The 26626-nt window shown below is 34.0% G+C and carries 18 protein-coding genes and 1 pseudogene; 6 read left to right on the forward strand and 13 right to left on the reverse strand.

The genetic code is table 11. The features are described from left to right. The first annotated feature begins 4 nt into the window (after window positions 1-4). Window positions 5-2158, forward strand: coding sequence for a family 43 glycosylhydrolase (locus WHC90_RS04455; RefSeq protein ID WP_188597296.1), 2154 nt, complete (start codon window positions 5-7; stop codon window positions 2156-2158). 1 nt (window position 2159) lies between these two features. On the opposite strand, the gene WHC90_RS04460 is transcribed toward WHC90_RS04455, so the two are convergent. Next, window positions 2160-2849, reverse strand: a complete 690-nt coding sequence (locus tag WHC90_RS04460) for an NUDIX hydrolase (protein ID WP_188597297.1) — start codon at window positions 2847-2849, stop codon at window positions 2160-2162. Between the two features lie 123 nt (window positions 2850-2972). Here WHC90_RS04460 and WHC90_RS04465 point away from each other — a divergent pair, with 123 nt between their 5' ends. The 5 genes from WHC90_RS04465 to WHC90_RS04485 all read left to right on the forward strand — a co-directional run bounded on the left by WHC90_RS04465 (window position 2973) and on the right by WHC90_RS04485 (window position 9696). Further along, window positions 2973-4655, forward strand: a complete 1683-nt coding sequence (locus WHC90_RS04465) for a ribulokinase (RefSeq protein ID WP_188597298.1) — start codon at window positions 2973-2975, stop codon at window positions 4653-4655. After that, a complete protein-coding gene (locus WHC90_RS04470; protein WP_188597299.1) occupies window positions 4648-5349 on the forward strand; it encodes an L-ribulose-5-phosphate 4-epimerase in 702 nt (233 codons plus the stop codon). The genes WHC90_RS04465 and WHC90_RS04470 overlap by 8 nt, the downstream gene beginning before the upstream one ends. An 18-nt stretch (window positions 5350-5367) precedes the next feature. Next, window positions 5368-6876: an L-arabinose isomerase gene (araA, locus tag WHC90_RS04475; protein ID WP_188597300.1), complete on the forward strand. Its 1509-nt coding sequence runs from the start codon at window positions 5368-5370 to the stop codon at window positions 6874-6876. A gap of 118 nt (window positions 6877-6994) precedes the next feature. Further along, complete coding sequence (locus tag WHC90_RS04480; RefSeq protein ID WP_229664858.1) at window positions 6995-8074, forward strand: aldose epimerase family protein; 1080 nt, start codon at window positions 6995-6997, stop codon at window positions 8072-8074. A 2-nt stretch (window positions 8075-8076) separates the two neighbouring features. Then, entirely contained in the window at window positions 8077-9696 is a 1620-nt protein-coding gene (locus tag WHC90_RS04485; protein WP_188597302.1) for a sodium:solute symporter, read from the forward strand. Between the two features lie 436 nt (window positions 9697-10132). Here WHC90_RS04485 and WHC90_RS04490 read toward each other — a convergent pair whose 3' ends face one another. From WHC90_RS04490 to WHC90_RS04540, 12 genes and pseudogenes are all read right to left on the reverse strand, one after another. Then, a complete protein-coding gene (locus WHC90_RS04490) occupies window positions 10133-10753 on the reverse strand; it encodes a hypothetical protein (protein WP_188597303.1) in 621 nt (206 codons plus the stop codon). Continuing rightward, the gene (locus WHC90_RS04495) at window positions 10753-11256 is read right to left on the reverse strand and encodes a hypothetical protein (RefSeq protein ID WP_188597304.1); all 504 of its coding nucleotides are present in this window, start codon (window positions 11254-11256) and stop codon (window positions 10753-10755) included. Before WHC90_RS04495 ends, WHC90_RS04490 begins: the two co-directional genes overlap by 1 nt. Window positions 11257-11274: 18 nt before the next feature. Beyond that, complete coding sequence (locus WHC90_RS04500; protein ID WP_188597305.1) at window positions 11275-12831, reverse strand: DUF7017 domain-containing protein; 1557 nt, start codon at window positions 12829-12831, stop codon at window positions 11275-11277. Further along, the gene (locus WHC90_RS04505) at window positions 12821-14947 is read right to left on the reverse strand and encodes an ATP-dependent DNA helicase (protein ID WP_188597306.1); all 2127 of its coding nucleotides are present in this window, start codon (window positions 14945-14947) and stop codon (window positions 12821-12823) included. The genes WHC90_RS04500 and WHC90_RS04505 overlap by 11 nt, the downstream gene beginning before the upstream one ends. Window positions 14948-15015: 68 nt before the next feature. Beyond that, a complete protein-coding gene (locus WHC90_RS04510) occupies window positions 15016-17229 on the reverse strand; it encodes a response regulator (RefSeq protein WP_188597307.1) in 2214 nt (737 codons plus the stop codon). After that, entirely contained in the window at window positions 17226-18467 is a 1242-nt protein-coding gene (locus WHC90_RS04515) for a hypothetical protein (protein WP_188597308.1), read from the reverse strand. The genes WHC90_RS04510 and WHC90_RS04515 overlap by 4 nt, the downstream gene beginning before the upstream one ends. Next, on the reverse strand, window positions 18454-19899 hold the full coding sequence (locus tag WHC90_RS04520) for a reverse transcriptase domain-containing protein (protein ID WP_188597309.1): 1446 nt from the start codon (window positions 19897-19899) through the stop codon (window positions 18454-18456). The genes WHC90_RS04515 and WHC90_RS04520 overlap by 14 nt, the downstream gene beginning before the upstream one ends. 385 nt (window positions 19900-20284) lie before the next feature. After that, window positions 20285-20584, reverse strand: coding sequence for a hypothetical protein (locus WHC90_RS04525; protein ID WP_229664859.1), 300 nt, complete (start codon window positions 20582-20584; stop codon window positions 20285-20287). Between the two features lie 117 nt (window positions 20585-20701). Beyond that, window positions 20702-21073: pseudogene (locus WHC90_RS12380) on the reverse strand (DUF1998 domain-containing protein); the annotation flags it as partial. 3 nt (window positions 21074-21076) lie between these two features. Next, window positions 21077-21304 carry a hypothetical protein gene (locus WHC90_RS04530; RefSeq protein ID WP_188597310.1) on the reverse strand — a complete coding sequence of 76 codons (228 nt, stop codon included), beginning with the start codon at window positions 21302-21304 and terminating at the stop codon, window positions 21077-21079. Between the two features lie 78 nt (window positions 21305-21382). Beyond that, window positions 21383-24829, reverse strand: coding sequence for a DEAD/DEAH box helicase family protein (locus WHC90_RS04535; protein ID WP_188597311.1), 3447 nt, complete (start codon window positions 24827-24829; stop codon window positions 21383-21385). Further along, window positions 24829-26625: a GmrSD restriction endonuclease domain-containing protein gene (locus WHC90_RS04540; RefSeq protein WP_188597312.1), complete on the reverse strand. Its 1797-nt coding sequence runs from the start codon at window positions 26623-26625 to the stop codon at window positions 24829-24831. Before WHC90_RS04540 ends, WHC90_RS04535 begins: the two co-directional genes overlap by 1 nt. Window position 26626 lies beyond the last annotated feature (1 nt).

Genomic DNA, 26626 nt, shown 5'->3' on the forward strand with positions numbered 1-26626 from the left:
AAACATGAAAGGTACCAAGCAATTTATCAAGCGATTTTTTCTGACAGCTTTTGTTCTTTTTAGTCTAGCTCAATGTGCTGAGCCACAGCTGGATCAATCGTTTAGAAACCCGATCATTCCTGGATATTTTGCTGACCCAACGATTAAAAAATTTGGAGACATTTATTATATCTACGCAACCACAGACAATGAGATGTTGGCATCGGGTGCGCCCACCGTTTGGTATAGCAAAGATTTTAAGCACTGGTACAATTATACTATGGAAATTCCATCCTTAGCTTCGGTAAATCTGCGCAATTTTTGGGCTCCTGATATTATTGAGCATACCGATGGGAAATACTATTTGTACTTTGGAAACTGTCAGGCGGGTTGTAATATTTATGGCTATGTTTCTGACACTCCTGTAGGTCCTTGGACCAAACTCAATGAAGATGATACTCCTGTAATACCTCACAGTTATCCCAGAGAAGGATTTCCGTCTTTGGATGCACAATTTTTTACAGACACAGATCAAAAAGTTTACGCTTATTGGGGAACCTGGGTGCATTATAACGGAGGGTATGCGGTTGGAGAATTGGATACGCAGACCATGAAAAGCATGAAAAACGCTCAAAACATTCCTTTAGAGCAGACGCCCAATCCATTTGAAGCTCCTTATATGCTAAAAAAGAATGATACCTATTTGCTCATGTATTCTGGAGGTTCTTGCCATGATGAAACCTACAATGTTCGCTATTCCTATTCAAAAAGCCCCATGGGCCCTTTTACCCCAGGAGCCAATAATGCCATTTTAAAAAGTACAGAGGACCACAGCGTTCACGGTCCAGGACATCACTCTGTCTTAGAAGAAAATGACGACTATTATATTGTCTATCACAAACACGATTACCCGATGACTCGAGGCGGATTGTCTAGACAGATCTGTATTGATAAATTGATTTTTGAAAACGACTCAACTCTTAAAGCAGTAGTGCCCTCTAAAGATGGAATCATTGATTTTGCAAGTACTAAGGTCCCTAAAGATTTGGCTCTAAAAGCAAGCATCACAGCCTCGTCTGCCTATCATTTAAAAAGTCTGGAATACGATTATACCTACCAGGCCTATTTTGCCAATGATGACAACAATGCCACTATGTGGAAAGCAGCCTCAGCGAGTTTCCCACAAGAACTAAAGATTGATTTGGGCAAAATCCAAAAAGTTGCTCGGGTCTTTACTCAGTTTGAGTTTGCCAGTTATTACTACCAATATAAAATTGAGTATTCTACCGATGGAAAACATTGGGAAATCTATGCAGATCAATCAAAAAACCGAACAGCAGGCAGCCCCATGATTGATGACAAAGCTGTAGAGGCACGTTATTTAAGACTGCAAATTTTAAATACCGAAAAAACGGGTCTGTATGCAGCCGTTTGGAACGTCGCAGTGTATGGTTCTTTGTTTGAACTCCCTTTAGAATTAAAAAACAGTCCTTCTCTGGCAGGGCCCGCAAGCCCAAGCACTAAAAATTTATTGGTCAATTTAGACATTAAAAACAGCAGTAAAACAAACCTCAACAGCATTCCCAACACCGGATCTATGGGTGGAACATTTACCAAAAACAATGAGGTAGGTATTTTGACCAATGCTTCTGATGGTATCAAAGCCTTTGATTTTAGCAAAGGATCGTTTAGCTTGGAGCAGCCGGTACCAAAAAGTTTGGAATGGAACGGATCCTATACCGTTGCAACCTGGGTAAAAAATCCAGAGATAGGAAAACAAGGCGAGTGCCTGCTCTCTTGGTGTGATCGCACAGAATTTTACTTGGCCAACTCTTACAATGCCTTGTTTTACAACAGCTCAAATTATGGAGCTGCCGCGCATCTCGATGGTCATTTTGATATGAAATACAACCAACTTCCAACGTCAAATACTTGGCATCATATTGTATTGACTTTTGATGGTGTTGTAGAAAAAGTATATGTGGATGGTGTTTTAGACAATGCACAAAACATGACCTTGGCATCGGCCATTGACAAAGCAAAAATTAGCATTGGTGCCTCTGATGTTGGCGAGCACTATTCTGGCTTGATGAGCTCTATGCGTTTGTATGATTATGCCTTAACCGCAGAAGAAATTACCGCCCTACTCAAAGAAACTCAACCCAAAAAAGGGAATTAGTTTACAATTTAATGTAAAAGTTATTCTTTAGTTTATCGTCGTATTTTTCTTGACTAAACTTGTATAAAAAAGACCCTTTAGTAGATGATGTCATGTCTTTTTCATTGAGCTTGATTAAAATATCTAAAGAATTAATTTTATTGATAAAGTTTCGTTTGTCTACTTCTTTGTCTAAAATAGCCTCATACAATTTTTGCAATTGACGCATGGTAAATTTTTCTGGCAATAGATCAAAACCAACAGGCTTAATAGCGGTTCTTCTTCTAAGACGTCTGATGGCTTTTTGCAGCATTAAATCGTGATCAAAAATTAAAGAAGGAGCATCCGCAATATCAAACCATTGGGCATTGTACTTTTTTGTCAACTTCTCGTTGTGATCTTCAATATTGATTAATGCGTAATACGATACAGAAAGGGTTCGTTCTACCGGGTCTCTATCTACCTCACTAAAGGCGTACAACTGCTCCATATAAATATCTTGAACTCCTGTAAGAGATAACAAAGTTCTGTTAGCAGCCTGATCTAAGGTTTCATTCTTTTTTAAAAAACCACCCATCAAAGACCAGTGTCCTTTTTGGGGTTCAAAATCTCTTTTAATCAATAAAATTTTTAAACTCTCTTTGTCAAACCCAAAAATGATACAATCAATGGCTACTAAAATTTTATCATCAGAATTATAGGCTCCGCTCATACACTCAATTTTGGTTCGAAGATAGAAAAAAAATTACTAGGATTGAAATCACAATCAATAAGTGTTAAAATTACATTTATAAATTTTTTATTAGTATATTTGAGTCTCACAAGTATGTAACTCATGAAAAAATATGTTATCGGATTGGATTATGGCTCGGATTCTGTTCGAGCGGTACTGATAGATTCTGACAATGGAAATGAAATTGCAGCGCAGGTACATTGGTATGAACGCTGGAAAAACGGTTTTTTTTGTGCTGCTTCGCGAAATCAATTTCGCCAGCATCCTTTAGATCACCTAGAAGGCTTAGAACACAGCATTAAAGGAATCTTAGTAAAAAGCAAGATCGCTGCCAAAAACATCAAAGCAATCTGTATAGATACCACGGGTTCATCACCGCTACCTCTAACAGAAGATGGAACCGCCTTGGCCCTAACCAAGGGCTTTGAAGACAATCCCAACGCCATGATGGTCTTGTGGAAAGATCATACTGCCATTAAAGAGGCAGCAGAAATAAACACACTGGCTAAAGAATGGGGCGGCGAAGACTTTACCAAATACGAAGGAGGCATATATTCATCCGAATGGTTTTGGGCAAAAATTTTACATGTAGTAAGAGCAGATGCAGCTGTTAAAGAAGCAGCCTATACCTGGATGGAACACTGTGATTATCTAAGCTATGTTTTGGCTGATCAAAAAGATTTAAAAAGCTTTAAACGCAGTCGTTGTGCTGCAGGTCATAAAGCCATGTGGCATGAAAGCTGGGGTGGCTTACCTCCCACTCAATTTTTAACTCAATTAGACCCATATTTAGCACAACTTAGAGATCGGCTCTATCAAAAAACATACAGCTCAAATGAGGTTGCAGGTTGCTTAAACAAAACCTGGGCAGCCCGTCTAGGGCTCAGCACAGAAACCATTATTGCCGTAGGAACTTTTGACGCTCACGCCGGTGCGGTGGGTGCAAAAATTGAAGAAGAGGCATTGGTTCGTGTTATGGGTACCTCAACCTGTGATATCATGGTTTCAAAACCCGAAATTATCGGCCAGCGAACCATCAAAGGAATTTGTGGACAAGTTGATGGATCAGTACTTCCTGGACTCATTGGTTTAGAGGCTGGGCAATCTGCCTTTGGTGATTTATTAGCCTGGTTTAAAGAACTATTAATGTGGCCAGTAGAACAGTTAGTGATGCCGTCTAAAATCTTATCCACAGCACAAAAAGAGGCCTTAGCTCAAGAAATTGAAGCCAATTTTATACAAAAATTATCAGATCAAGCTATTGAGATCCCCCTCAGTGAAGCCATCCCCGTGGCACTTGATTGGATCAACGGACGACGTACGCCCGATGCCAATCAAGATTTAAAAAGTTCTCTTATCGGTCTTTCATTAGGTACCAAGGCTCCCCATATTTTTAAAGCCTTGGTACACGCCATTTGTTATGGTTCTAAAATGATTGTAGACCGCTTTGAAACTGAAGGTGTTGCTATTAAAACCGTTATTGGGATTGGTGGCGTGGCCATCAAATCTCCTTTAATTATGCAAAGCTTGGCCAATGTCTTAAACAAACCCATTAAAGTAGCAAAGTCTGAGCAGGCGCCTGCTTTGGGCGCAGCTATTTATGCAGCCACAGCAGCAGGAATCTATCCAAATGTGCTAGAAGCCAGTAAACAGATGGGAAGCGATTTTGAAGCCATCTATACTCCTGAGCCAGCTGCCGTTTTGCATTTTGAAAAAGAAATAGAAGCCTATAAAACTTTAGGTAATTTTATAGAAAACAACTTAACAACCCAAAGCCATGTCTAGCAAATTCGATCAACTAAAACAAGAATGTTACGATGCCAATATGGAGCTCAACGCTTTAAATTTGGTGGTATACACCTTTGGCAATGTTAGTGCCGTAGACAGAAAAGAACAGGTGTTTGCCATTAAGCCTAGCGGTGTCCCTTATGAGCAACTCAAACCTCAAGACATGGTTATCGTAGATTTTGACAACAATAGTATCGAGGGCAATTTACGCCCATCATCAGATACCAAAACTCATGCCTATTTGTACAAACATTGGCCAGATATTGGCGGCATTGCACATACCCACGCCAAATATTCAGTAGCCTGGGCACAAGCACAAAGAGACATTCCCATTTTTGGAACCACCCATGCAGATCATTTAACCACAGACATTCCCTGTGCCCCTCCCATGCAAGATCAATTAATTGCGGGCAATTATGAGCACAATACGGGCATCCAAATTTTGGATTGTTTTAAAGAAAAGCAACTGTCTTATCAAGAGGTAGAAATGGTCTTAATTGGCAACCACGGCCCTTTTACTTGGGGTGCATCCGCAGCAAAAGCGGTATACAACAGCAAAGTGTTAGAAGTCATTGCAGAAATGGCTGTGCTAACCCTGCAGATTAACCCTGATGCCCCAAGGCTTAAAGAATCACTTATTAAAAAACACTATGAACGCAAGCACGGGAAAAACTCGTATTACGGTCAATAACTTATAGCAAGAATACTCATGATAACTAGTTTAAAAAAAGAAGTTTGGTTTGTTACTGGAAGTCAGCATTTGTATGGGGATGAAACCCTGCAACAGGTGGCCAACAACTCAAAACAAATAGTAGCAGGTTTGGATGCTTCGGCAAAGATTCCTGTGCAGATAATTTGCAAGCCCACCGTAAAAACACCTAGTGAAATTACTGCCCTTTGTCAAGAGGCCAACAACCATCCAAATTGTATTGGATTGATTACTTGGATGCATACTTTTTCGCCGGCAAAAATGTGGATTGCAGGATTAAACCTCTTAAACAAGCCCATCTGTCATTTGCATACCCAATACAATGCAGAGATCCCTTGGGAGCAGATTGATATGGATTTTATGAACCTTAACCAATCGGCACATGGCGATCGTGAGTTTGGCTACCTGATGTCTCGAATGCGGATCAAACGCAAGGTAGTGGTTGGTCATTGGCAAACCGAAGCCGTACAAAAAAAACTAGGTATTTGGACCCGAGTAGCTTTAGGTTGGAATGAAATGCAGCAGTTAAAAGTGGCCAGAATCGGTGATAATATGCGTCAAGTAGCCGTTACCGAAGGTGATAAAGTAGAAGCCCAAATACGTTTTGGTGTTGCAGTTAATGGGTATGACTCATCTGATGTCATGGCCTTTGTAAACAAGGTTAGCCAAGCAGAATTGGATGCCCTTTTAACCGAGTATGCCAACAGCTATGCGCTTACTGAATCTTTAAAAGAAGGAGGAGCGCAAAGAGCTTCTTTGGTAGAAGCTGCCAGAATTGAACTGGGCCTCAGAGCTTTTTTAGAAGACGGTGGTTTTAAAGCCTTTACCGATACTTTTGAAAATCTAGGCGCTTTTAAACAGTTGCCAGGCATTGCCGTACAGCGTTTGATGGCTGATGGATATGGCTTTGGTGGCGAAGGCGATTGGAAAACCGCAGCACTGGTTCGGGTAATGAAAGTGATGGCTGTAGGCTTGGATGCAGGAACTTCTTTTATGGAAGATTACACCTATCATTTTAGCCCACAAAAAGCCTATGTTTTGGGCTCTCACATGTTAGAAATTTGTCCATCCATTGCAAGCCAACCGGTGTCTTGCCAAGTACATCCTTTGGGAATCGGCGGCAAAGAAGACCCTGTTCGTTTGGTGTTTAACGCACCTGCGGGTCCTGCCATTAATGCCTCTTTGGTAGATATGGGCACGCGTTTTCGATTGATCGTTAATGAGGTGATTGCCGTAGAGCCACTTGCCGATTTACCAAACCTGCCAGTAGCACGAGTGCTTTGGGAACCCCAACCCAATTTAGAAGTCGCTGCAACTGCCTGGATTTTAGCAGGTGGAGCACATCATACCGTTTATAGCCAAGCATTGACTAGTGAATATATGGAAGATTTTGCAGACATTGCAGGAATAGAATTGTTGGTCATCGATGCCGATACCAAAGTACGTGAATTTAAAAACACCATGAATGCAAACGAAGCCTATTACCATTTGTTTCAGCATCGTTTATAATGACTTAACTTTATCAATTATGAAACTCATTAAAAAAACAACCTTACTTTTTTGCCTACTTGGACTAAGTTTGGTGTGCATCCAATGCAAAACAGATCCGAAAAAAAAACCAGTACAGATGAACGCAAATACCCAACAGCCCAACATTAGCAAAACTGTTTTTGGGGTAACCCCAGATGGGATTGTGGTAGATCAATACACACTGAGCAACGCCAAAGGAATGCAGCTAAGCATTATTACTTTTGGAGGCATTATTACTTCTTTAAAAGCGCCCAACAAAAACCAGGAGTACCAAGACATCGTTTTGGGCTATCCTAACTTAGAACCTTATTTGGCCAACCCTACCTATTTTGGAGCCATAATCGGCCGATATGGCAATCGAATTGCCAACGGAACATTTAAACTCAAAGGCAAGACGTATAGCTTAGCCACCAACAATGGCAAAAATCATTTGCATGGAGGTACTAAAGGTTTTGACAAGGTGGTTTGGACCGCCAGTCCTGCAACTACTGATACAACAGTTTCTTTAACGCTTAACTACATCAGCAAAGACCTAGAAGAAGGTTATCCTGGCACCCTAAATACACAGGTTGTTTATACGCTTTCTGATGACAATACCCTTACGGTAGATTATACCGCAACTACAGACAAAAGCACCGTAGTTAATTTAACCCAACACTCCTATTTTAACTTATCGGGAGATTTTTCTAACACCATTTTAGACCATCAATTAAGCATCAATGCTGATGCCTATTTACCTGTAGATGGAGGCCTGATTCCTACAGGAACTTTGGCTAGTGTAAACAATACGCCTTTTGATTTTAGAACGGCAAAAACCATCGGTAGAGATATCAATACCAAAGACCTACAATTAGAAAGAGGTTTGGGTTATGATCACTGCTGGGTTTTAAACGATCAAAACCAAGGGCAGCGTTTGGCAGCAACTGCCTACCACCCAGAAAGTGGTCGAGTTTTAGAGGTGTTTACAGACCAACCTGGGATCCAATTGTACACTGGTAATTTTTTAGACGGCACCCTGCCCAACAAACAAGGTGGCAACTATGAGCACCGCACAGGATTTTGCTTGGAAACCCAACATTATCCAGACAGCCCTAATCAACAGAGTTTCCCAACAACGGTTTTAAATCCTGGAGAAACGTACCATACGCAAACCCGTTTTAAATTCTCAACCAAGTAAGCATGAAAACATTAGATACTTTTGACTGGGTCTCTATAGGCCTGTATTTTTTAGTCCTCATTGGAATCGTAATTTGGGTAGTCAAAAAAAAGCAAAACAATACAGAAGATTATTTTTTAGCCGGTAGAAATATCGGATGGTTTGTGGTTGGAGCTTCGATCTTTGCCTCAAACATTGGTTCAGAACACGTGGTGGGCTTGGCAGGTGCCGGTGCCGGAAACAAGCTACCAATGTTGATTTATGAAATTCAAGCTTGGGTGGTCTTGCTCTTGGGCTGGGTGTTCTTGCCCTTTTATGCCCGAAGTGGAGTCTTTACCATGCCAGAGTTTTTAGAAAAACGTTTTGATGCGCGCTCTCGTTGGATCTTATCCGTCTTTTCGATCATCGCTTATGTGCTAACCAAAATATCAGTAACCATCTATGCCGGTGGAATCGTAGTTGCTGCCTTGCTAGGGATTGATTTCTGGACAGGAGCCATCGCTACGGTGGTGCTTACGGGGATCTATACTGTTTTTGGAGGTATGAGAGCTGTGGTCTATACCGAGACCTTACAGGCCATTATTTTAGTCATAGGTGCAGGTGTGCTTACCGTCATTGGTTTGCAACATGTGGGTGGCTGGGAAAGCATGACAGAAACGGTAGGACCTGAATACCTAAACATGTGGCGTTCATCCTCAGATCCAGATTTTCCGTGGCCTGCCCTGTTTATTACCTCAACCATTGTGGGGGTTTGGTATTGGTGTACAGATCAGTACATCGTACAGCGGACCCTAACCGCAAAAAACATTAAAGAAGGCCGTAGAGGTACCATTTTTGGTGCCCTGTTAAAGCTCTTGCCGGTTTTCTTATTTTTAATTCCTGGGGTGATTGCCCTAACCTTAAAAATGCGTGGTCAATTGGAGTACGACAGCCCAGATCAGGCCTTTCCGGTTTTGATGAGCAACTTGCTTCCTTCTGGACTTCGAGGCCTGGTAGCAGCAGGATTGCTTGCCGCATTAATGAGCTCTTTAGCATCGGTATTTAACTCTGTATCTACCCTTTTTACGGTGGATATTTATAAAAAATTACGTCCAAATGCTCCAGAAAAACAACTGGTAAAAACAGGACAAATTGCCACCGTAATTGTGGTGATTATCGGAATCATTTGGATTCCGATTATGGCAAATATTTCTGGCGTCTTATACGAGTACTTGCAAAAAGTACAATCCTATATCGCACCGCCTATTACAGCCGTGTTCTTATTGGGAATCTTCCACAAACGCATCAACGCACAGGGTGCTTATGTAACCTTGGTGGTTGGAATCATCGTAGCCGCTTTTAGAATCGTCTTAGAACTGGTCAAAGGTTCTTTAGACCCTAATGGCCTGTTGTTTTATTTAGGAGACATGAACTTCTTAAACTTTGGAGCCTGGTTCTTCTTGTTCTGTATAGTCTTAACCGTGGTGGTGAGCTTGCTAAGCAAAGCGCCTTCTAAAGAAAAGGTGGTCAATCTTACTTTTGGTACCATTACCGCCGAAGAAAAAGCAGCAAACAAAAGCAGTTACAGCTGGGTAGATATCACAATTTCTATTGTGGTGGTTGCTATTGTTGTGGGTGTGATGGTGTTTTTTAATGGAAAGTAAGTTGGTGGTTGGTGATGGGTGAACGGTGATGTGTGATGGGTGAACGGTGGTTGGTGTCATTTCGAAGTGGTAGCGAGAAATCTTATGAGTTTAGTGTAAAACTTGGTAAAGAATAGAGAGAAGAGAGAAGAGAAAAGAGAAACGAGACTTGGGAGGGTGTCATTTCGAAGCGCAGCGGGGAATCTCATATTCAGAAGTCTGCTCGTTTTATTTGTGAGAGTGAATCTAACTTGAGTATTTAAATGTGGTTGGGGTTGTTTTGAAGTGGTAGCGGGGAATGTTATGGGTTTGGGGTAAAATTGTCTATCTCAAGTTGAGGCTCAAAGGGGCAAAGCGACAAAGGTACAGAGGTACAAACCTGTCTTGCTTAAGTAGGGTGAAGAATAGAGAAAAGAGAGTAGAGAGGAGAGTGCTTATGAAGCTAATCTCTGACTTTTTATAACAACCCACTTTGTTTACCTAAAAGCGGTTTTTCTTTATTCCAAAGTGCTTGCTCTATTAATTCTAAAATATTGATAGAATGACTGCCTTCTGAAGGACAAGACAACTCTAATAAAGTAATTCTTACCATACACTTTTGTGATGCTGGCAACCAACTTTTTAAATGCATAGAATAAGTTCCTTTAGCGCCTAAACCTAAATGACATCTTATTCTGTTTAAAACGCTTTTTGCTTTACTTGAACCTATATATAGTGTTATATTTTGACTCTTATTTTCTTTTATAAAATCAACATTTTCTTCATTAAATTTAGAATACGCTCTTCCTTGATGCTTTGTTTCTTTTGCTTTTTTAAAACTAGAGATAATTTCATCTTTATCAATTACATTAATTACCTCAACTTTATAAATAACATCTTTTGATAATTTGCTAAATTGTTCTTTTAAAAGTGATTTAACAGTAGCCTCGTTGGTGTTTAATAAACTGACTGAATCTATTGTAAAAGGTTTTAGAAATGTTTTAGGACTTGTTAACTCGCAATGCTCTAAAACAGCTGTAACTTGTTTAAATTCTTCTAAAATGTTTTCTTTTAAACCTGTGTAAAGTGAAGTAGCCATTACTTTTTATTTTTTTTACCAAAAAACCTTCCCCAAATTGTTGATTTTTTTTGAAGCTTTTTTTCAACTATTTCAGAGTGTTCAATTTTTCTTTTTTTTACGTCTTCTTCATTGTTGGTTTCTCTTTCTGAAATTAATACTCCTTTCTTAAATTGAATGATTAGATCCTTTTCATGTATAACATTAAAGTTTCTATATTCCAACACTTCTCCCATTTGGATTCTAATTTCTCCCGTAAACCAATTAGCAAAAACAATCTTTTTATTGGGGAACAAATAATTTAACCCCACATCTTTACCTCCATCTATTTTTGCAGAAAAATTAGTTAAAAATAACATTTTGTCACTAAGTTCCCATTTGCACTGATAGCAATGCCAACAGGCAGTATTTTGAAAAATAAAATTAATGTCTTTTTTATTTTTCAAATATTGATCTAAAGGTAAAGTTGTCATATAGTTCTCCTCCCCCTTATAAGTAATAATATCTCTTATTTGGAATGTCATAAATTACATTTTAAGGACTTATCTACAAATTTCAAAAACTTTAAAGCCCCATTCGTTTTTCTTTTTATTAAAGGATAAAATTGTATTACAAATAACACTATCACCATCTTTTAATTGATATTTTTTTATCAAATCTGGTGAAACAAAATTATCATTTATAAAACCAAATTCTCGATTTGTTGTGATATTTAAATTTCCTGAAACTTTTTTTATCACATCTGATTCTAGATTTGGGCTATTTTTAAAAGTCAACACTTTATAAAAACCATCTACACCAATAGGATTTAATCTTGCTTTATAAATATCTCCTGTTTTAGGATTCATTTTTAAATGCTTATAGCTAAAAAAACCTGTTATATTTTTGTCTTTTATAAAGTTTACAACCTTTTTGTTTGTATTTACAAAGTCTATCACAATAACAATTTCTTCATGATTATTATATAACAGTTCTTCCGCTAAAAGAGCTTGTTCTTCATAAAACTTTTTATTATCTTTTATATTTAGTTCTTTTTCAAACCAATCTAAGTGAGTATATTTAATTAATTCATTATTAATTTTCCAATCATTCTTTTTTCTAATTGTAATTGAATTTAAAACCTCTACCGAAGCTTCTTTGTATAATTCTTTACCAATTAAAAGATCCGCTAGTTTTTGATGCACTTTCACCAAAAAGCTCTCTTTTGTATTTAAAGTTAAGGCTTTACATAAACAAGCCATTTGCATCTCTACATCATCAGTGTATGCCTCTCCCAATAAATCCCAAACCCAAAAATCATTTTTTTTCTTTTTCACAAATGGAATCAAAGATTTTTTTGCACGTTCAAACCTTTCTAACCCCAAGAGTAACTTTGATTTATAATAAAGTGAATACTGAAAATCAGGATGTTCATCTATAACAATATCAATGAATTTTAAAAATAACTCTGTTTTTTCTTCATTTATTTTAGCAGACAGCCCCCCACCTTGAAGGCGTTCTCCTTTTAATAACACTTTAGCATACGCAATAATAACTTGTTCTACAAAAGACATTATTTTTCTGCCATTTATTTCAAAAGGTTCAAAATCTTCTTCTAAAAAACTATCAAATCCAGCCCATTGAAATACTGCCGAATAACTTTTTGAATTATCTACAAAATTATCTGTATTAAATTTCCCATCCGAAGGAAGTTCTTTGAATGCGTTGTGGAATGATTTCAATAAAAAACTATGTCCTTTTGATTGCTCTAGTTTTAGAGTCTTTATGATTTCAAAAATCAAATTTACTGCGTTGAATTTATCAGAATTACTCAACTCACTTTTTGATATTTTAAAAATATGTCCGCCAATTGCCCAACAAAACTGTTCGAAAAACAAGTTTTCATTTTCAGGCATTTTTAATTCAATTACTTTATTTAAAATTGTAATAAATTCGTTTTGATTTCCCTGCTCTTTTTTTAAGAAAGCATAATAGACCCAAGCTAAATTTCTTTTGCCCCAAACATTCTCTGGGTTCGTTTCTAACTCATTTTGAGCCATTGCTAAAGCTTCCTCTAATTTTCCAGATTCTCTAAGTTCTTTGATTTCTTTAGCTGGCATCTTTTTCTAATTTTTCAATTAATAATTGCAATTTATTATCATTTTCACAATCAAAAGTCTTTGGCATCGCTCTTGAAAAACTTCCATTTTTTTTGAAATAAAACTGAATATTTGAGCAAATACTATCCGTTCTTAAAAAATAATTTACAAAAAACTTATCTACCTGTTCATCGATATTCGTAATTGTAATCTCTAATTCTTGGCAATATGTTCTCATTCTAAAATACAATGACTCTAAAAACTCAAGACTTGGGCTATAGTCTAATGAAAGTTTTGACGAATAGTTTAGATTAAATATTTCTTCTAATTCTTTTTCTTCAATTATCCCTTTTTTATTTGCCACTTCAAACTGATCTACAAAATGACCTGACCCTTTGTGACTTGCTTGTAATATAAATTCTTCATTTGCATTATTACTAACGGTATATCTTTCTAGATATTCTCTAGACTCAACATTGATAATTTTATAGTTGGTGGCTTCCAGTTTTTCCTTTACTTCCCAATACTTTAAACTTTTTGCTTTGTGATGTGCTGGATTGTGAAAAGGAGATGCATTCACATTTTCTAAACTAAGTGCATTGTTCGGAATTCTCCCAACGCTTGTAGTCTCAGAAATTTTTAATTTACTAAATGTAGTTAAATGAGGAGGATTAATAGCATACACAGTATGTACACCTCTTGTTGTAGCTGTGTAAGACCATCTTAACGCATCATTACTTACCCCTGCCCTACCCGAATAATCTACAAAAACTTTATCCCATTCTCCACCTTGAGATTTATGGCAAGTGATTGCATACCCATATTTTACTCTTAACGCATTGTAAAATGGATCTTTAATGAGTAGGTCTTTGAATTCTTTTGAACCTACTTTAAATTTTTCTTCTCCGGATGCTTTTCTTTTTTCTTGCTCTTGATTGAAACGCATTACAAAATTGATGTATAATGCTTTTGTCATGTCTAGAGTTAAATCTCTGTCGATACTATTTAATAAATCATCGACGATATAACAAGTAATATCTTCCTCAAAATGAGGAACCCTAAAAGCAATTTTTCTGAATTTTAATTTGATGATTTCTTGAATGCTTTTATCATTACGTTTTACATATACAGGAGCAGATTGTTCTATTGTATGTTCAGAAACATTCACCACTTTTGCTAAATCGCCATTAAATAATTCTGTTTTATAAGAATACTGATTATTGTTATTAATCATGATGATATCTCCTGGAACAATTTCTTTATTCTGAGGGAACAAAATATCTCTGATTGCAAAATTATAATGATAACTTTGAGCGTTTGAAAAAGAGATAACTACACCATCTCCAATTTCTGGATTTGGATATAAATTGGTAAACTTATTTACCACATCATAAGTATCTAATTTCACAAAACTGTCATCGTCATACTTTAATTCAATTGTATTTCTAGATGGCTGCTTTAACAGTTCTCTTAGGTTATTTGCATTCTCTAAAATTAAATTATCATCTTGCCTCATTACATGCTTTAGCTCAGAAAAACCACAATTATATCCTAATCCATTAAAATAATTAATTTCTAAAGCTTTGGATTGATTGTCACCCACAGGAGGCAACTGTGCAGGGTCACCCACAAAAATAATTTTGTTATTTTTATTTGTAGTGAAAGTATGTGTTAACAAATCATTCAAAAGAAAATTCGTCCCAAAATCGAATAATTCATTTTTAGATTCTCTTGAAGAAATCATAGAAGCTTCATCGACAATTAGCACTCTTTGATCTTTTGATTCTAAATCAATAGGAAAAAAATAACGAACACTATGGTCTGCTAATTCTTCAGATTCTGAATTGATTGACTTTAAATCTTCTAATTTATAAATACTACTGTGTATGGTTCTTCCAAAACCTGTTTTATCTCTTAGCACTTTGGCTGCTCTACCAGTAGGCGCCATTATATTAAATACCTGTTTTTTTTCTTCTAAATATTTTGCAATCCCTTTAATTAAAGTAGTTTTACCAGTACCTGCATATCCTTGAAGAATAAAAATGTTTTTGTTACTTTTTAAGAAATCATTTATTTGACCTACAGCAGATTGTTGATCTTTATTTATTTTTATATGTTGAAAGTGATTGTGCATCATATCTGTTTTTTATTTGATACAAATGTATAATTGAGGTGTGCAAGGTTTTTACATAGTTTAATAATAGATTATATTTTTTTTAATCCATTATAAACTGTATTAAACAAGTTAATTAATTCCTCATTGGAAATTTCTAGTTTACCTTTAAGAGATGAGTTTGCATGAATAATATCATTTCTTTTACCTATAATTTCATTTAAATCTAATTCAGATTCAACACTTGTATTTAAATAATTAAGCGTATTTAATATTTTTTGAGCCCAAGGAATACCTCTTTTAGCTTTTCTTAGGTTATTATTTGTTTTTGAATATAAACCTGTTTCTTTATTTTCATTAAAAAAAACTAATCTATTATTTACTCTGGAAAACTCGAATTCAAAATAAACATCAGAACGGTTATCTATTTTTATTGGCTCTGAACTAACAATCTGATTTGATAAATTTTCTAAAACCGAAAACAAGAATAAAAAAGAACTTGTTTTTGATGCTGTATTTAAATTTTTTGCTAGTAATTCACAACTTAACTGCAACCATTTTAAAACCTCATCAACAAAATTAATATCTAGTGGGTTAGAAACTTTTTTGAAGTTTTTTCGCGGCAATAATTCAGTTTTTAACTCATCTATCTTTAGGTGAAAAGCTTTTAAAAAGTTGCGTTCAAAACAACTATTGAATACGTGAACCATATTTTCAATAGATTTTACAGTAAATCCATCTTCAACACTATTTTCTGGAGATTCTTTCAAAATGAAACCATCAGCGCCAGCATCTTGAAGGTTTTGTAAATTCCAAATTTTATTAGTTGCTGAAAAGATTATCACCTGAATACCAGGGTTTAACTCCTTTATTTCATTTAGTATTTTAACACCTGTAATTTCTTTAATATTTTTCTTATTGAAATCACCTGGTAATAATCGAAAATCTAACAAAACCAAATCTATATCATCGTCTTTTATTTTTTGAATTGCAGATTTTATTAATTGCTCTTGATTAATATTCTTAAAATCTTCAACCAAATAGTCAAAATATATTTCATTTATATCATCAAAAAAGTGTGCAAAAATCTCACCCCATCCTTTCTCAACTTCATCATCTATATATAATACTTTAGGTGTTCCTGAATATGTGATTTTTAGTTTGTCATCAGTAATAACATCGGATTTAATTATTGGGTATATTGTATTTAAATATTTAAAGTACAAGTTACTTTCAATCTTGTTTTCAATAGCCTCAATTCTATCATCAGATACGTTTATCGTTTTAGACCAACGATTTATGGCCCACTCATTTGCAATACTATGAGAGTCTATATAATTTTTGGGTGGATTTAGTTTAACTTTTTTAATCTCAAAGGGAAGTTCTTCTATTGATAAATCATTTAATTCGTTGTCCACTGCTTTTTGAAAATCAACTTTCTTATAATCTATAATCTGTATATTCTTTGTTTTTAAAACATCAAAATACTCATTGCCCCAAAGCATAGATTTATCTTCAATAAAACTATATAAGAAAATGTTTTTTAAGCTATTGATTGAGTCCGAGCAACGAATATGTAAAACTAATCTAAGGCCATTAAAATCAGACAAAGTTGAACCAAAACAAAGAGGAATAAAAATATTATCATATTCCTTTTCTGAAAACCATTCTTCAATTTTAGAACTCATACCAGAGTCGCTAATATTCTTATTGTAAAAAGTAAAATTAATTGAACTTTTGAAAGGATTTGGAAAGCCTTGTCCATTTCCAGCAATTAATAAATTACTAGAACAAGATTCAATTTTATCATTAAATATTTCATCAATTAATAGTGAATTTGATCTTTCTTGACTCTGAAGTAATTCATTTTCAATGTTAGGGTTTTCACCATAAAAAAGATAGTTCAAGTCAACTAAGTTATTATCCTTAAAGTTATTTAAAAAAAAATCTAAATTTTGGTAAAGGATAGAAACTGGCATACTTCCTCCTGTTTCATTTAATTCTCTTGAATTATAACTACCACTAAAAAAAACGACTTTAAAATTTTGTTTTTCTTCACTATTCTTAACTAAAGCATTTCTTATTTCATTACCATCTTTCTTGTGCTTATTTTCTACATTGTCAAAAAAAGATTCATGAAATAACACCATGTTCCCATCAGAAAATATTAATTCTCTTTCTTCTCTTTTTTCAATTTGGCTATAACTAGTTATTGAAATAAAAATATCCTTAAAAAAATCTATTTTATTTTTGTCCCAGCCAAAATCATTTTGCCGATCACTTTTATCATCTATTAAGTATATCATCTTTTAAACTTTAAAACATATTCTACTCCTTCAAAACTTTCAAACTTTTCCAAAATTTTTACTTTTGAACCGTTCCATAAATTTATTCTTGCAAAATCATTATTATCAAAATTTGCTATTAACTCTAAATTACATAACCCATTTATTTGTTTTTCTATAATTGGAGTCGTAGATTCACCAAAGGGATGACTTAATGTTGACATCAAACTTTTTTTGTATATTGAATTTAAATGATGTATTGAAAATATAACGTCATTTTCTTGCTCAAAAAAAGAAATTAATAATTGAGGTCTTTCAACCACACTGTACTCTTTATTGATTGATTTAACAAGTTCAACAATCTTTACAAAAGATTGTATTAGTTTATCTACATCAGTATATATATGAATATTCTCACCAAACTTATTTTCATTAATTTCAATATCAAACCATTCCTTAAACTCCATTTTTCTAATAACCCTAACTAAATGCTTCTTGAGAGAATTATTAGAATTAATATGAAACATTGATTTAAATAATAAAACAAAATCAGAGAAAGTAATAATATTCTTACCTGTAAGTGTTGATCTGAAAGGAGTTGATAAACTATAACCTTCTGTCTCATACTTTTCTATTAAGTTAAATCCAGGGTTAGGAATTATTTTCGGGTTATTATCAGACCAATCTAGTAGCTCCTTATCAGACCATGACATCTGTAATTTATCTGTTGACCATTTAATACCACCATAAATATACGCCCTAATTAAAGAGTATAATTTCTTATTAATATTATACTCTTTTGTTAATTTATCAAATTCAAACTTTATAAATTGAAGGTGTGTAGAAAAATTATACTCATCTTCTTTACAATACTCCAAAATTATTTTTAAACTACTTTCACTGTCAATCTCATGACATGTTGTTTTAAGTATAGGATTTTCGTTATATGCTTTTAAGAATTTTGAAATTCCTTTTTCGGAAAAAGGATCTATATATTTCGGGATATTAGTCTCCTTTTCATTTTTCAAGGCCTCTTCAAAAATTTTAAGACCATTACTTTTTTCTGTTTCTTCTTTTTTTGGTAAATTACTAATCCCTAATTTTTTTTTTATATCATCAATGTCTTGTTTAAGGTTTAATATGTCAAGTTCAGAAGGTTTCTCTAACTCTTTAGAAACCAACTTAAAAAACCTTTCTTTTTGATTGAAATCAAATTTTTCATTTTCGAGAAGATGTTGAATAAATTTAAACTTGTTCATTTTCTTTAAAATTATATATTTCCATAGCACTTTCTATTCCTTTATTTTCCCACTCCGTTAAAATAGTATTCAAAGGATTTTTAAAGCCAATTAATTTATCAAAACGCTTATTCAAAGATAAATAGGTAGTGTTTTCAAACCCTTTTACCATTTTTAAATATTCTAACTTCCCTGAGAGAACATTTTTAAAATTAGGCTTTGCTTTTTTAACATGACCTTTATCAATAAAATAATCCCTTAAGAAAATAGACTCAGCTTTGTTGTAGCCATACTTTTCCCAATAATATAACCACATTCTAATTTGCTTGATATAGCGTTTTCGAACATTTACTTTTTCATTAACAACCAAACCTGTTACCTCTTGTTTGTAACCTGTTTTTTGTAAACGCGTTTTACTTGCTTTGATTTCAAAGTTCTGATCTTTGATAATCCTTGTTAGTTCTTTTAAAAACTCGCTATTTTCTTGATACACATTATGCATAGAACTAAAGGTAATATCGTCTGCATACCTTGTGTAATTTAAATTAAATCTTTTGGCAACACCAGATAACCTTCTATCTAATTTCTGACATATAATATTAGAAAATACTGGCGAAGTTGGTGCTCCTTGTGGTAACACATTTCTTTTTACTTTCTGCCAATTGCCATTTTTTTCCCGCTCTACTAACATTTCTGTACATGAAATTGCAGCTATGATATTTGCGATTTTTCCTCTATTTATTATCAGATTCTCTAATTCTTTTAAATTTGAATCTGTAGTTATATAATTTACAGCATCTTTAAAAATATCTATTCCTAAACTAGTTAGTCTTTTCTTGTATGCTTTATAATTACCCTTTTTATCATTTACAATAGAGAATGTTCCTTTATCTAGTTTATAGAAGATTTGTTCATTAAGCTCTGTGGTAAATTTTCTAATACCCGTTTGAAGTTTTAAGTAATCAAATTCTATAACCTCTGTAACCTCTATTAAATTAAAAGGTTTTAACCTTAAACAGGTCCAAACCCTAGCTTGCTCTATACTCGGAAAAAAATCTTTTAAATCTATATTAAAAACATAATTTTGATTGGTATGTACTTTTGCATTATCTACAATAGATTTCCCTATTACAAAACCTGTTACAGCATTATGGGGTTCAAAAACACATTGTAAAATAAAAGCGATTGTCTTTTGTATTGCTTTTAAGCCATTTTCTGGAGCATAAATAGTTCTTGTACCTCCAGATTTCTTTTTTATTTGAAATTCTTTGTATGCTTTTTTAGAACGCTTTGGGTTGGCGTAATAGGTAATTTGCTTTAAAGCAAAAGGGATCGCTTCTTTGCCATAAATTAAAGGTTTGGTATAATTTAATAGGTCTAAAAAATCTTGACGAGATTGCATTAAGGCAAACTCATCTTGAATATAATTAATATGTTCTTTTTCTATTTTCATAACTTATATATTCTTCTAAAACCCGCTGCTGTATTCTTTGTGTATGATAATCTTGATATAATAAAATAATTCAAAAATGTTATCTTTTAAAAAAAAGTCTCAAAAGAGATTATATTCAAAGTTAAAACTTCAGAAAAAACTCTAAAGAATAACCTTAAAAACATTCATTCCAAATAAATTTGGAACACCAACCGATCATTGAAACAAATAAAAATCAGTTTCCAGTTAGCAAAAATCAATATTGTACAGCAGGTTTTTCAAAGAACTATGCAAATATAATTTGCTTATGTGCAATGTAATTGCATATTTTATATAATTTAATAATAAAAAGCTATTCATCTAATATAAAATGAAAAATTCAAAATTCATCAGTTATATTAAGAAATTATAATTTAACGATTCTTAACGTATCGAAAATTGATTCAGTTTTATGAAATGAATTAATACTATTTTCACCGAAAAGTGTTTCTGACTCTCTCATAGTTTGCTCTTCATGCCAAAAAGGATGTTTTATCAATTTGTATTCAGTTCTTTTTCCAACCAATGGATCACCTTTTACTGTTTTTAAATAATTTATTTTATCTCCAATAACCATTTCAGTATTAGTATCAACTTTTGAATAGGTTTCTACACATTTATTAATAATTTCAAACACATCAGTGATTTCTTTATGATCTGGATTCATATGTTTTAAACCAAAAGTATATTCCTTTTCTCTCATTAACCTTAATAAACCTAGACCTAATCTCCAATCTAACACATGATGATAACCAGAATTTTTATATGAGTTTAAACATTTTTGACAAGATGAATAGCATGAGTCTTTGTGATCAATAATTGATTTAATAAATTTATGGTCAAAATTTAATATTTGATTTAATATCTGGTCAAAATTCTCATATAAATAATTTACAAAACCTGAACCGTTAGGTGCAGCATCACTTAAAAATAAATAGGGATTACCATTTTCTGATTTCAGTTCGCTGACTTCTATTTCTTGAGGTTCAACATCTAAAATGTCGGCAGTAACTCTTTGGAGTATAAAAGCTGCTGAATAAAATGCTGATTTTATTGCAGGAACATTACCAGTAGCAAAGTTTATATTTAATTCTGCTGGAATATTTGAGAGCTGAATTTTTATTATTTCTGTTGACTTTTGCGCTCTAATTGCGATATTCTAAACGCTTTCATGATCAAAATCGGATAAATACCTCGTTAAAATAAAATTAGGTTGAAATTCAATTCCTTCTGTATTAACGCCGTTTAATCTATTAATAGAAGTTCTTTCATTATATAAAATAACTTCTTTGCCAAAGTTTCCTTCATTAAAAAAATGACGAACGAAAGCTTCATTCCATTTCACATAATTTTGTGAGTTACATGATACTTCTGGTTTTGAATTCATATTTCTCTATCTTTTTTTAATAGCAATTTTTAATAAAAACAAAACTACACTTAAACTATGCAATCAAACTACACGGTTTTACCCCACATCCGCATTCTGATTTATAATATCTATAATTCTTACCACTTTAATTAAATCAGCATCGTTCTCAAAAACACCACTAATTCCTTGGTCGTTTAAATCAGTAAAAGGAGGTTCATACAACATGGATTTATCAATCGTTCCATTTTTAGATAAATAAGAAATAATGGTTTTTACAAAGGTCATTTGATCTGCTCTAAGATTACCCACTTGCAAAAATTCTGCAAAAGCTTCATTTAATGCAGGTTTTTCAAGACCTGTAATACTCCTAATGAAGCTACCCAGGGGTCTTTGACCATATTCTTTATAAAATTCTTCTTTTGTACCAGCAACACTTTCGGTAAATAATATTTTTTCTAAACTATCTAATTCTTGTTTTGTAATTGCAATATTATTGGAAAGCTTATGAATTGTTAAGTGGTTTTTATTTTTCCGTATGTAACTTTCAACACGATCTTTATAAGATTGCAGACTTACATAACTTTTCACCGGTTCTCTAACAACAATATTGTCATAGTCAATAAAATCTTCAAAATGAGTATATACTGGTGCTTGCTTTTCTATTTCTAAATATTTGATTAGCTCTCTTAATGCTAAACGGACGTCCTCTAACTTTTTAATATTTATTTTTTCCCAATAATGATCTGTTTGCAATTTTTTAAGAAATGGTATCTGTGTTGCCACTTCTGGTATGGCATCCTTTTTTTCTAAAGCCATTGCAGTGCGGTAAATACGATCTCTGTACTTAACAGGGTTTCCACTCCCTGTTAACAATACAATTTGATACACTAAGACCAACATATCAAACCTTCTTGCTAGTTCATCATCTCCTTTAATGGGAGTTTGCAAATGAGAAAGATGTGTGTTTATTTCCAAAACATCACTCTTAGAAAGGTTGTTCCATTTACTTTTGTTACTAAACTCTTTTACATATCGCAATTCTTTTCGAACCATGAATCTTTTTTTATCAAGATTTTGTACAATTTTATGCAACTCTGTAAGATATAAATCTCTTACTTCAACTTCTTCTTCATTTTTGCTCGGTAAGTTGACTATGAGTTGTGTGATTTGTAATTTTGCTTCAAAAATTTGTTGCATTAGTGGCTTAGAGTTATTACTTGAAGCTCCGTCAGGAAATTCATCAAAAAACTCAAAATTTTGACAATAATCAAAAATCAAAAATTCTTTTTTATCTTCATCTGGACCAAATAAATTTGGACACAAACGTGTACCTCTACCAATCATTTGCCAAAATTTTGAAGAGCTCTTTACCATTTTAAAAAACACCAAATTTACCACTCTAGGAGCATCAACCCCTGTATCCATCATGTCAACAGAAACCGCTATTTGTGGATCTTGCTCTACAAAATGATCTGTAAATTTTTCTAAAAGACTCTGTGCTTTGGTTTCGTAGTTGTCTATCACCCTAAGGAATTTACCTCCATATTCAGGGTAATTCAAATTGAAACGCTCCTCAATAAAAACAGCGTGTTTGTGATTTTTCGCAAAAATGATGGTTTTACCTAATTTGTCTCCTCCATCAACTTTAATCCCATCATTCATTAAATGCTCCAACACTTTATCTACGGTATCGGTATTGAACAACCATTTATTTAAAGCAGCACTCCCTATTTCATCTGGATTCTCTTCATTGGTTGGATCGCCAAATTTTTCTTCATATTCTTGCTTTTCCGATGCCGACAAATCCTTGTATTTTATGCCTTCTCTTTGAAACTTCAAGGGTACACTTATCGATTTTGGTGGTACTAAATATCCTTGTTTAACGGCGTCATTTAATTCATATGCAAAAGTTGGATTATCATCCTCTATGCCAAACAAACCATAGGTATTGTGATCAATTTCCTTTTTAGGAGTGGCTGTTAATCCAATTAACATGGCATCGAAATACTCAAAAATGGCTTTGTATTTTTGATATACCGAACGGTGGGCTTCATCAATAATAATAAGATCGAAATGACCCACACCATAAAAACGATTGTCATTTGTTTTTACCTTATCTATTTTATTAATAATGGTAGGATAGGTTGAAAATACCAACCGTGTATTGCCATCTTCTTTTTCTTTGGTTAAATCTATGCCCGACAAATGCTCTAAATGTTCCTTAAAGGCATTTTTAGCTTGTGTTACTAAGGAATTTCTATCTGCTAAAAACAAGACTCTCTTTGCCCAATTGCATTTGGTAAGCATGTCTACAATTGCAGCAGCGGTTCTGGTTTTACCGCTCCCCGTTGCCATGACTAAGAGACTTTCTCTTTTTGCCCCTCTAAGTTTTCCTTTTTTATCAGTAATTGTTAAATTTTCGGCAACCCTATTAATAGCTTCTATCTGATAATCTCTTCCGGCAATTTCTGTATTTACTTTAAATTTTCGAAGATCTTTTCTGGTGCTTCTTCTATCAATGAGGAGTTGTAACTCATCTTGGGAATAAAAACCTGAGATTTCTCTGTCTGTATAAATTGCATCATCCCAGATAAAGGTTTCAAAACCGTTGGTATAAAAAATAACCGGCCGCTGCCCGTGCATTTGCGCTAGACAATCTGCATATAATTCTGCCTGATGTCTACCCTCTCTGGCATCTGCCATGGTTTTTTTAGCTTCCACCGCTGCCAAGGGTTTACCGTCTTTACCCCAAAGCACATAATCTACATAACCAATACCTGAAGGGTTGGTGCTTTTTGGCATACCTGTAACTTCGTATTCTAAATCTCTTCCTTCAGATAAATGCTCCCAGCCAGCATCTTTCAATAATACATCTATGTACAGTTTTCTAGTAACAGATTCTGGTATTAAAATAGGAATCGTTTTATTAGGATCTTTTACTTTTTCTCTCGCTACTCTTCTTTGAGTAGTTGCCTTTTGTTGCGTTTCTAATTGTTTCTTCAACAGGGCAATTTCTGCTGCCTGTGCTTCTAATTTTAAACGCTCTTCATTCTCTTTTTCTCTTCTTTCATCTAATTGTCTCTCTAGTTCTTGAAGTGCTTTTAGGCTTTCTTTTTGTTCATTTCCATCTGGAATTAATTCCATGTTAAAGCATGGAATCATCACCTCTTCTTCACTGTAATAAATACTTAAGAAACTTAAAAAGCGGAATAGGTTTTTAATACTGGCAATGGATTGATCATGAGAAATGGATTTCCCATGGGCAGCTGCATTCCCGTTTAAGCGGATTAAATTTACCTCTCTAAACATAGAGGGTTTAATAATTTCTCTAAAACATTGTTCGTGTATCAAACTCGCGAGCTTGGTATCATAAGGCCATTCTAATTCCTCATCGTTTTGATACAACCACTGAACAGTTTTTTCCAAGGCAGATCTGGCAATCATGGCAGCGGCTTTTGGAGAAGTGAGCGTAAGCTTTTCTGCTTCTTGGGCTTCTTTGTATATGGCAGGCCACTCTTTATGTAGAAAATGGAAGTTACTCATTATAGGCTAAAATAATAAAGTTTCATTTTTTCTGCCATCAATTTTCTCCTTTCCAAAAGAAATTCATCATAATTTTCAATATTCATTGTAAATACAGATTCTGGTATGCAATTACTTTTCAAGTTTCTATGCAACTCAGAAACACTATCAATGGCGCCATATTTTAATTCTTGCCCATTGCACTGCTCTAACATTTCACAAAAATAGACCTCTGGAGCCTTATCACCAATCTGGATATTTACCTCTTGCTGCATGTATACGTAATTGGCTATTTGATTGTACTTTCCTCTTGGCAATCCATTTTTCTTTAAATAGTTTCTTGGAAAGATATGATGTATGTCTCCTCTATAGGTAATTAAATCACCTATTGTAATTTCTTTGGATAAAAAGCCCTTGTCATTTGCTTTTACTTGACTGGCTAAATATGCATGGAAATAAGGGCTACTAGAAACAGAGGAATTTAAACTCTGAACCAGCGAAGCGTTCCAAAAAGCCTCTGACAATTCAGCTTCTTCTTTTTCTTGAAGATATTCTGCAAATGGCCTTGAATCCATTTGTCTTACGTCAAAATCAAACATAGATTCAGGTGATCCAGAATACCTTCCTGTTAACACTGAAAAAACAAACCATCTACGCACATAACTTTCTATGTTTGCTTGATTTTCTCCTTTTGCTCTTAATCTTAAATAAACGATGTAAGCAAAGTTGATTGCATTCTGAGAGCGAATCATCTTATTATGGATAAAACCTGCAGACTTTATAATCATTAAAAAACGCTTAAAATTGGTTTCATTAATGAATTGATGAATTCCATCAGATAATTTTTGAAAGGATGATTCTGCAATTTCTGCTTCAAAAGTTCTGGTTTCAAAATTTCTTCCAGAGAGTAAACTTACTAAATCAGAAAGTTTACCTCTATTAAATTGCGTTGAAAAGGCAACACGCAAAACATCTGTATATTTTGGATCATACAAATCTTCATTTTCATTTTTTAACCAAGTCATTTTATGAAAGAAATCTGTTTTCGCAAAATCCTTGTCATTGTCTGCGATAAACTGGAAGAATTCTGGAGCGACTGCTAAATGACTAAAATAATCAATTGCCTTTCTTAACTCCTGACCTCCATATTCTTCATTCGCAGCAATTTTACTCATCACAAAATCTGCTTGGCTTAGTACGACTCCTTGTGAATTAATTCTAATAAAAATCTCTGTAACGGTTTCTATATCTAGATCTGCTGCTAGATCAATTAAGCCTACTTGCTTTTTTGTTAAGTCAAATAATTTAGAAATCGATTTAACGGCATGCTCTTGGTCAATTTCAGGATTTGTGGCTAAATAGGTATTGATATAACTGAATGAATTTGACTTTCCATCCAATATTTCAGAAATATCTGGAATCCACGTTTTATCCTTTACAATAACAGGTGTTTGAACGTCAAATTTCTCAGCAATAGGATTGAAGGCTATTTTAATACGAACCCTCTTATAATCTTTATTGACAACATATTGGCCTAAAATTGCAGCGGTTAAAGCAGTAACTCTTTGTTGGCCATCTATTAATACTTTTTTACCAGTAGCTGTAGTTCCATCCTTTAATCGAACGTTTGGGTTTAACCATGTTATAATATAACCTATTGGATAGCCTTGGTACAAACTATCCATAAGATCTCTCACTTTTGATGCATCCCAAACAAAAGGCCTTTGAATCTCTGGTATTGCAATTTCACCACTTTTTACCCATGCTAATAGGGTTTCTATAAGATGTTGGTTAACACTGTATTTTTGTATATCCATA

Source organism: Polaribacter pacificus (genome assembly GCF_038024035.1).
Taxonomy (GTDB): Bacteria; Bacteroidota; Bacteroidia; order Flavobacteriales; family Flavobacteriaceae; genus Polaribacter; species Polaribacter pacificus.

Excerpts from the sequence above, each read along its gene's own strand:
- araA (WP_188597300.1), top strand. The coding sequence starts at position 5,368 with ATGATAACTAGTTTAAAAAAAGAAGTTTGGTTTGTTACTGGAAGTCAG.
- WHC90_RS04495 (WP_188597304.1), bottom strand. The coding sequence starts at position 11,256 with ATGACATTCCAAATAAGAGATATTATTACTTATAAGGGGGAGGAGAAC.
- WHC90_RS04505 (WP_188597306.1), bottom strand. The coding sequence starts at position 14,947 with ATGATGCACAATCACTTTCAACATATAAAAATAAATAAAGATCAACAA.
- WHC90_RS04455 (WP_188597296.1), top strand. The coding sequence starts at position 5 with ATGAAAGGTACCAAGCAATTTATCAAGCGATTTTTTCTGACAGCTTTT.
- WHC90_RS04510 (WP_188597307.1), bottom strand. The coding sequence starts at position 17,229 with ATGATATACTTAATAGATGATAAAAGTGATCGGCAAAATGATTTTGGC.
- WHC90_RS04500 (WP_188597305.1), bottom strand. The coding sequence starts at position 12,831 with ATGCCAGCTAAAGAAATCAAAGAACTTAGAGAATCTGGAAAATTAGAG.
- WHC90_RS04530 (WP_188597310.1), bottom strand. The coding sequence starts at position 21,304 with ATGAATTCAAAACCAGAAGTATCATGTAACTCACAAAATTATGTGAAA.
- WHC90_RS04540 (WP_188597312.1), bottom strand. The coding sequence starts at position 26,625 with ATGGATATACAAAAATACAGTGTTAACCAACATCTTATAGAAACCCTA.
- WHC90_RS04470 (WP_188597299.1), top strand. The coding sequence starts at position 4,648 with ATGTCTAGCAAATTCGATCAACTAAAACAAGAATGTTACGATGCCAAT.
- WHC90_RS04525 (WP_229664859.1), bottom strand. The coding sequence starts at position 20,584 with ATGAATCCAGATCATAAAGAAATCACTGATGTGTTTGAAATTATTAAT.
- WHC90_RS04520 (WP_188597309.1), bottom strand. The coding sequence starts at position 19,899 with ATGAAAATAGAAAAAGAACATATTAATTATATTCAAGATGAGTTTGCC.
- WHC90_RS04490 (WP_188597303.1), bottom strand. The coding sequence starts at position 10,753 with ATGGCTACTTCACTTTACACAGGTTTAAAAGAAAACATTTTAGAAGAA.
- WHC90_RS04515 (WP_188597308.1), bottom strand. The coding sequence starts at position 18,467 with ATGAACAAGTTTAAATTTATTCAACATCTTCTCGAAAATGAAAAATTT.
- WHC90_RS04535 (WP_188597311.1), bottom strand. The coding sequence starts at position 24,829 with ATGAGTAACTTCCATTTTCTACATAAAGAGTGGCCTGCCATATACAAA.
- WHC90_RS04465 (WP_188597298.1), top strand. The coding sequence starts at position 2,973 with ATGAAAAAATATGTTATCGGATTGGATTATGGCTCGGATTCTGTTCGA.
- WHC90_RS04460 (WP_188597297.1), bottom strand. The coding sequence starts at position 2,849 with ATGAGCGGAGCCTATAATTCTGATGATAAAATTTTAGTAGCCATTGAT.
- WHC90_RS04485 (WP_188597302.1), top strand. The coding sequence starts at position 8,077 with ATGAAAACATTAGATACTTTTGACTGGGTCTCTATAGGCCTGTATTTT.
- WHC90_RS04480 (WP_229664858.1), top strand. The coding sequence starts at position 6,995 with ATGAACGCAAATACCCAACAGCCCAACATTAGCAAAACTGTTTTTGGG.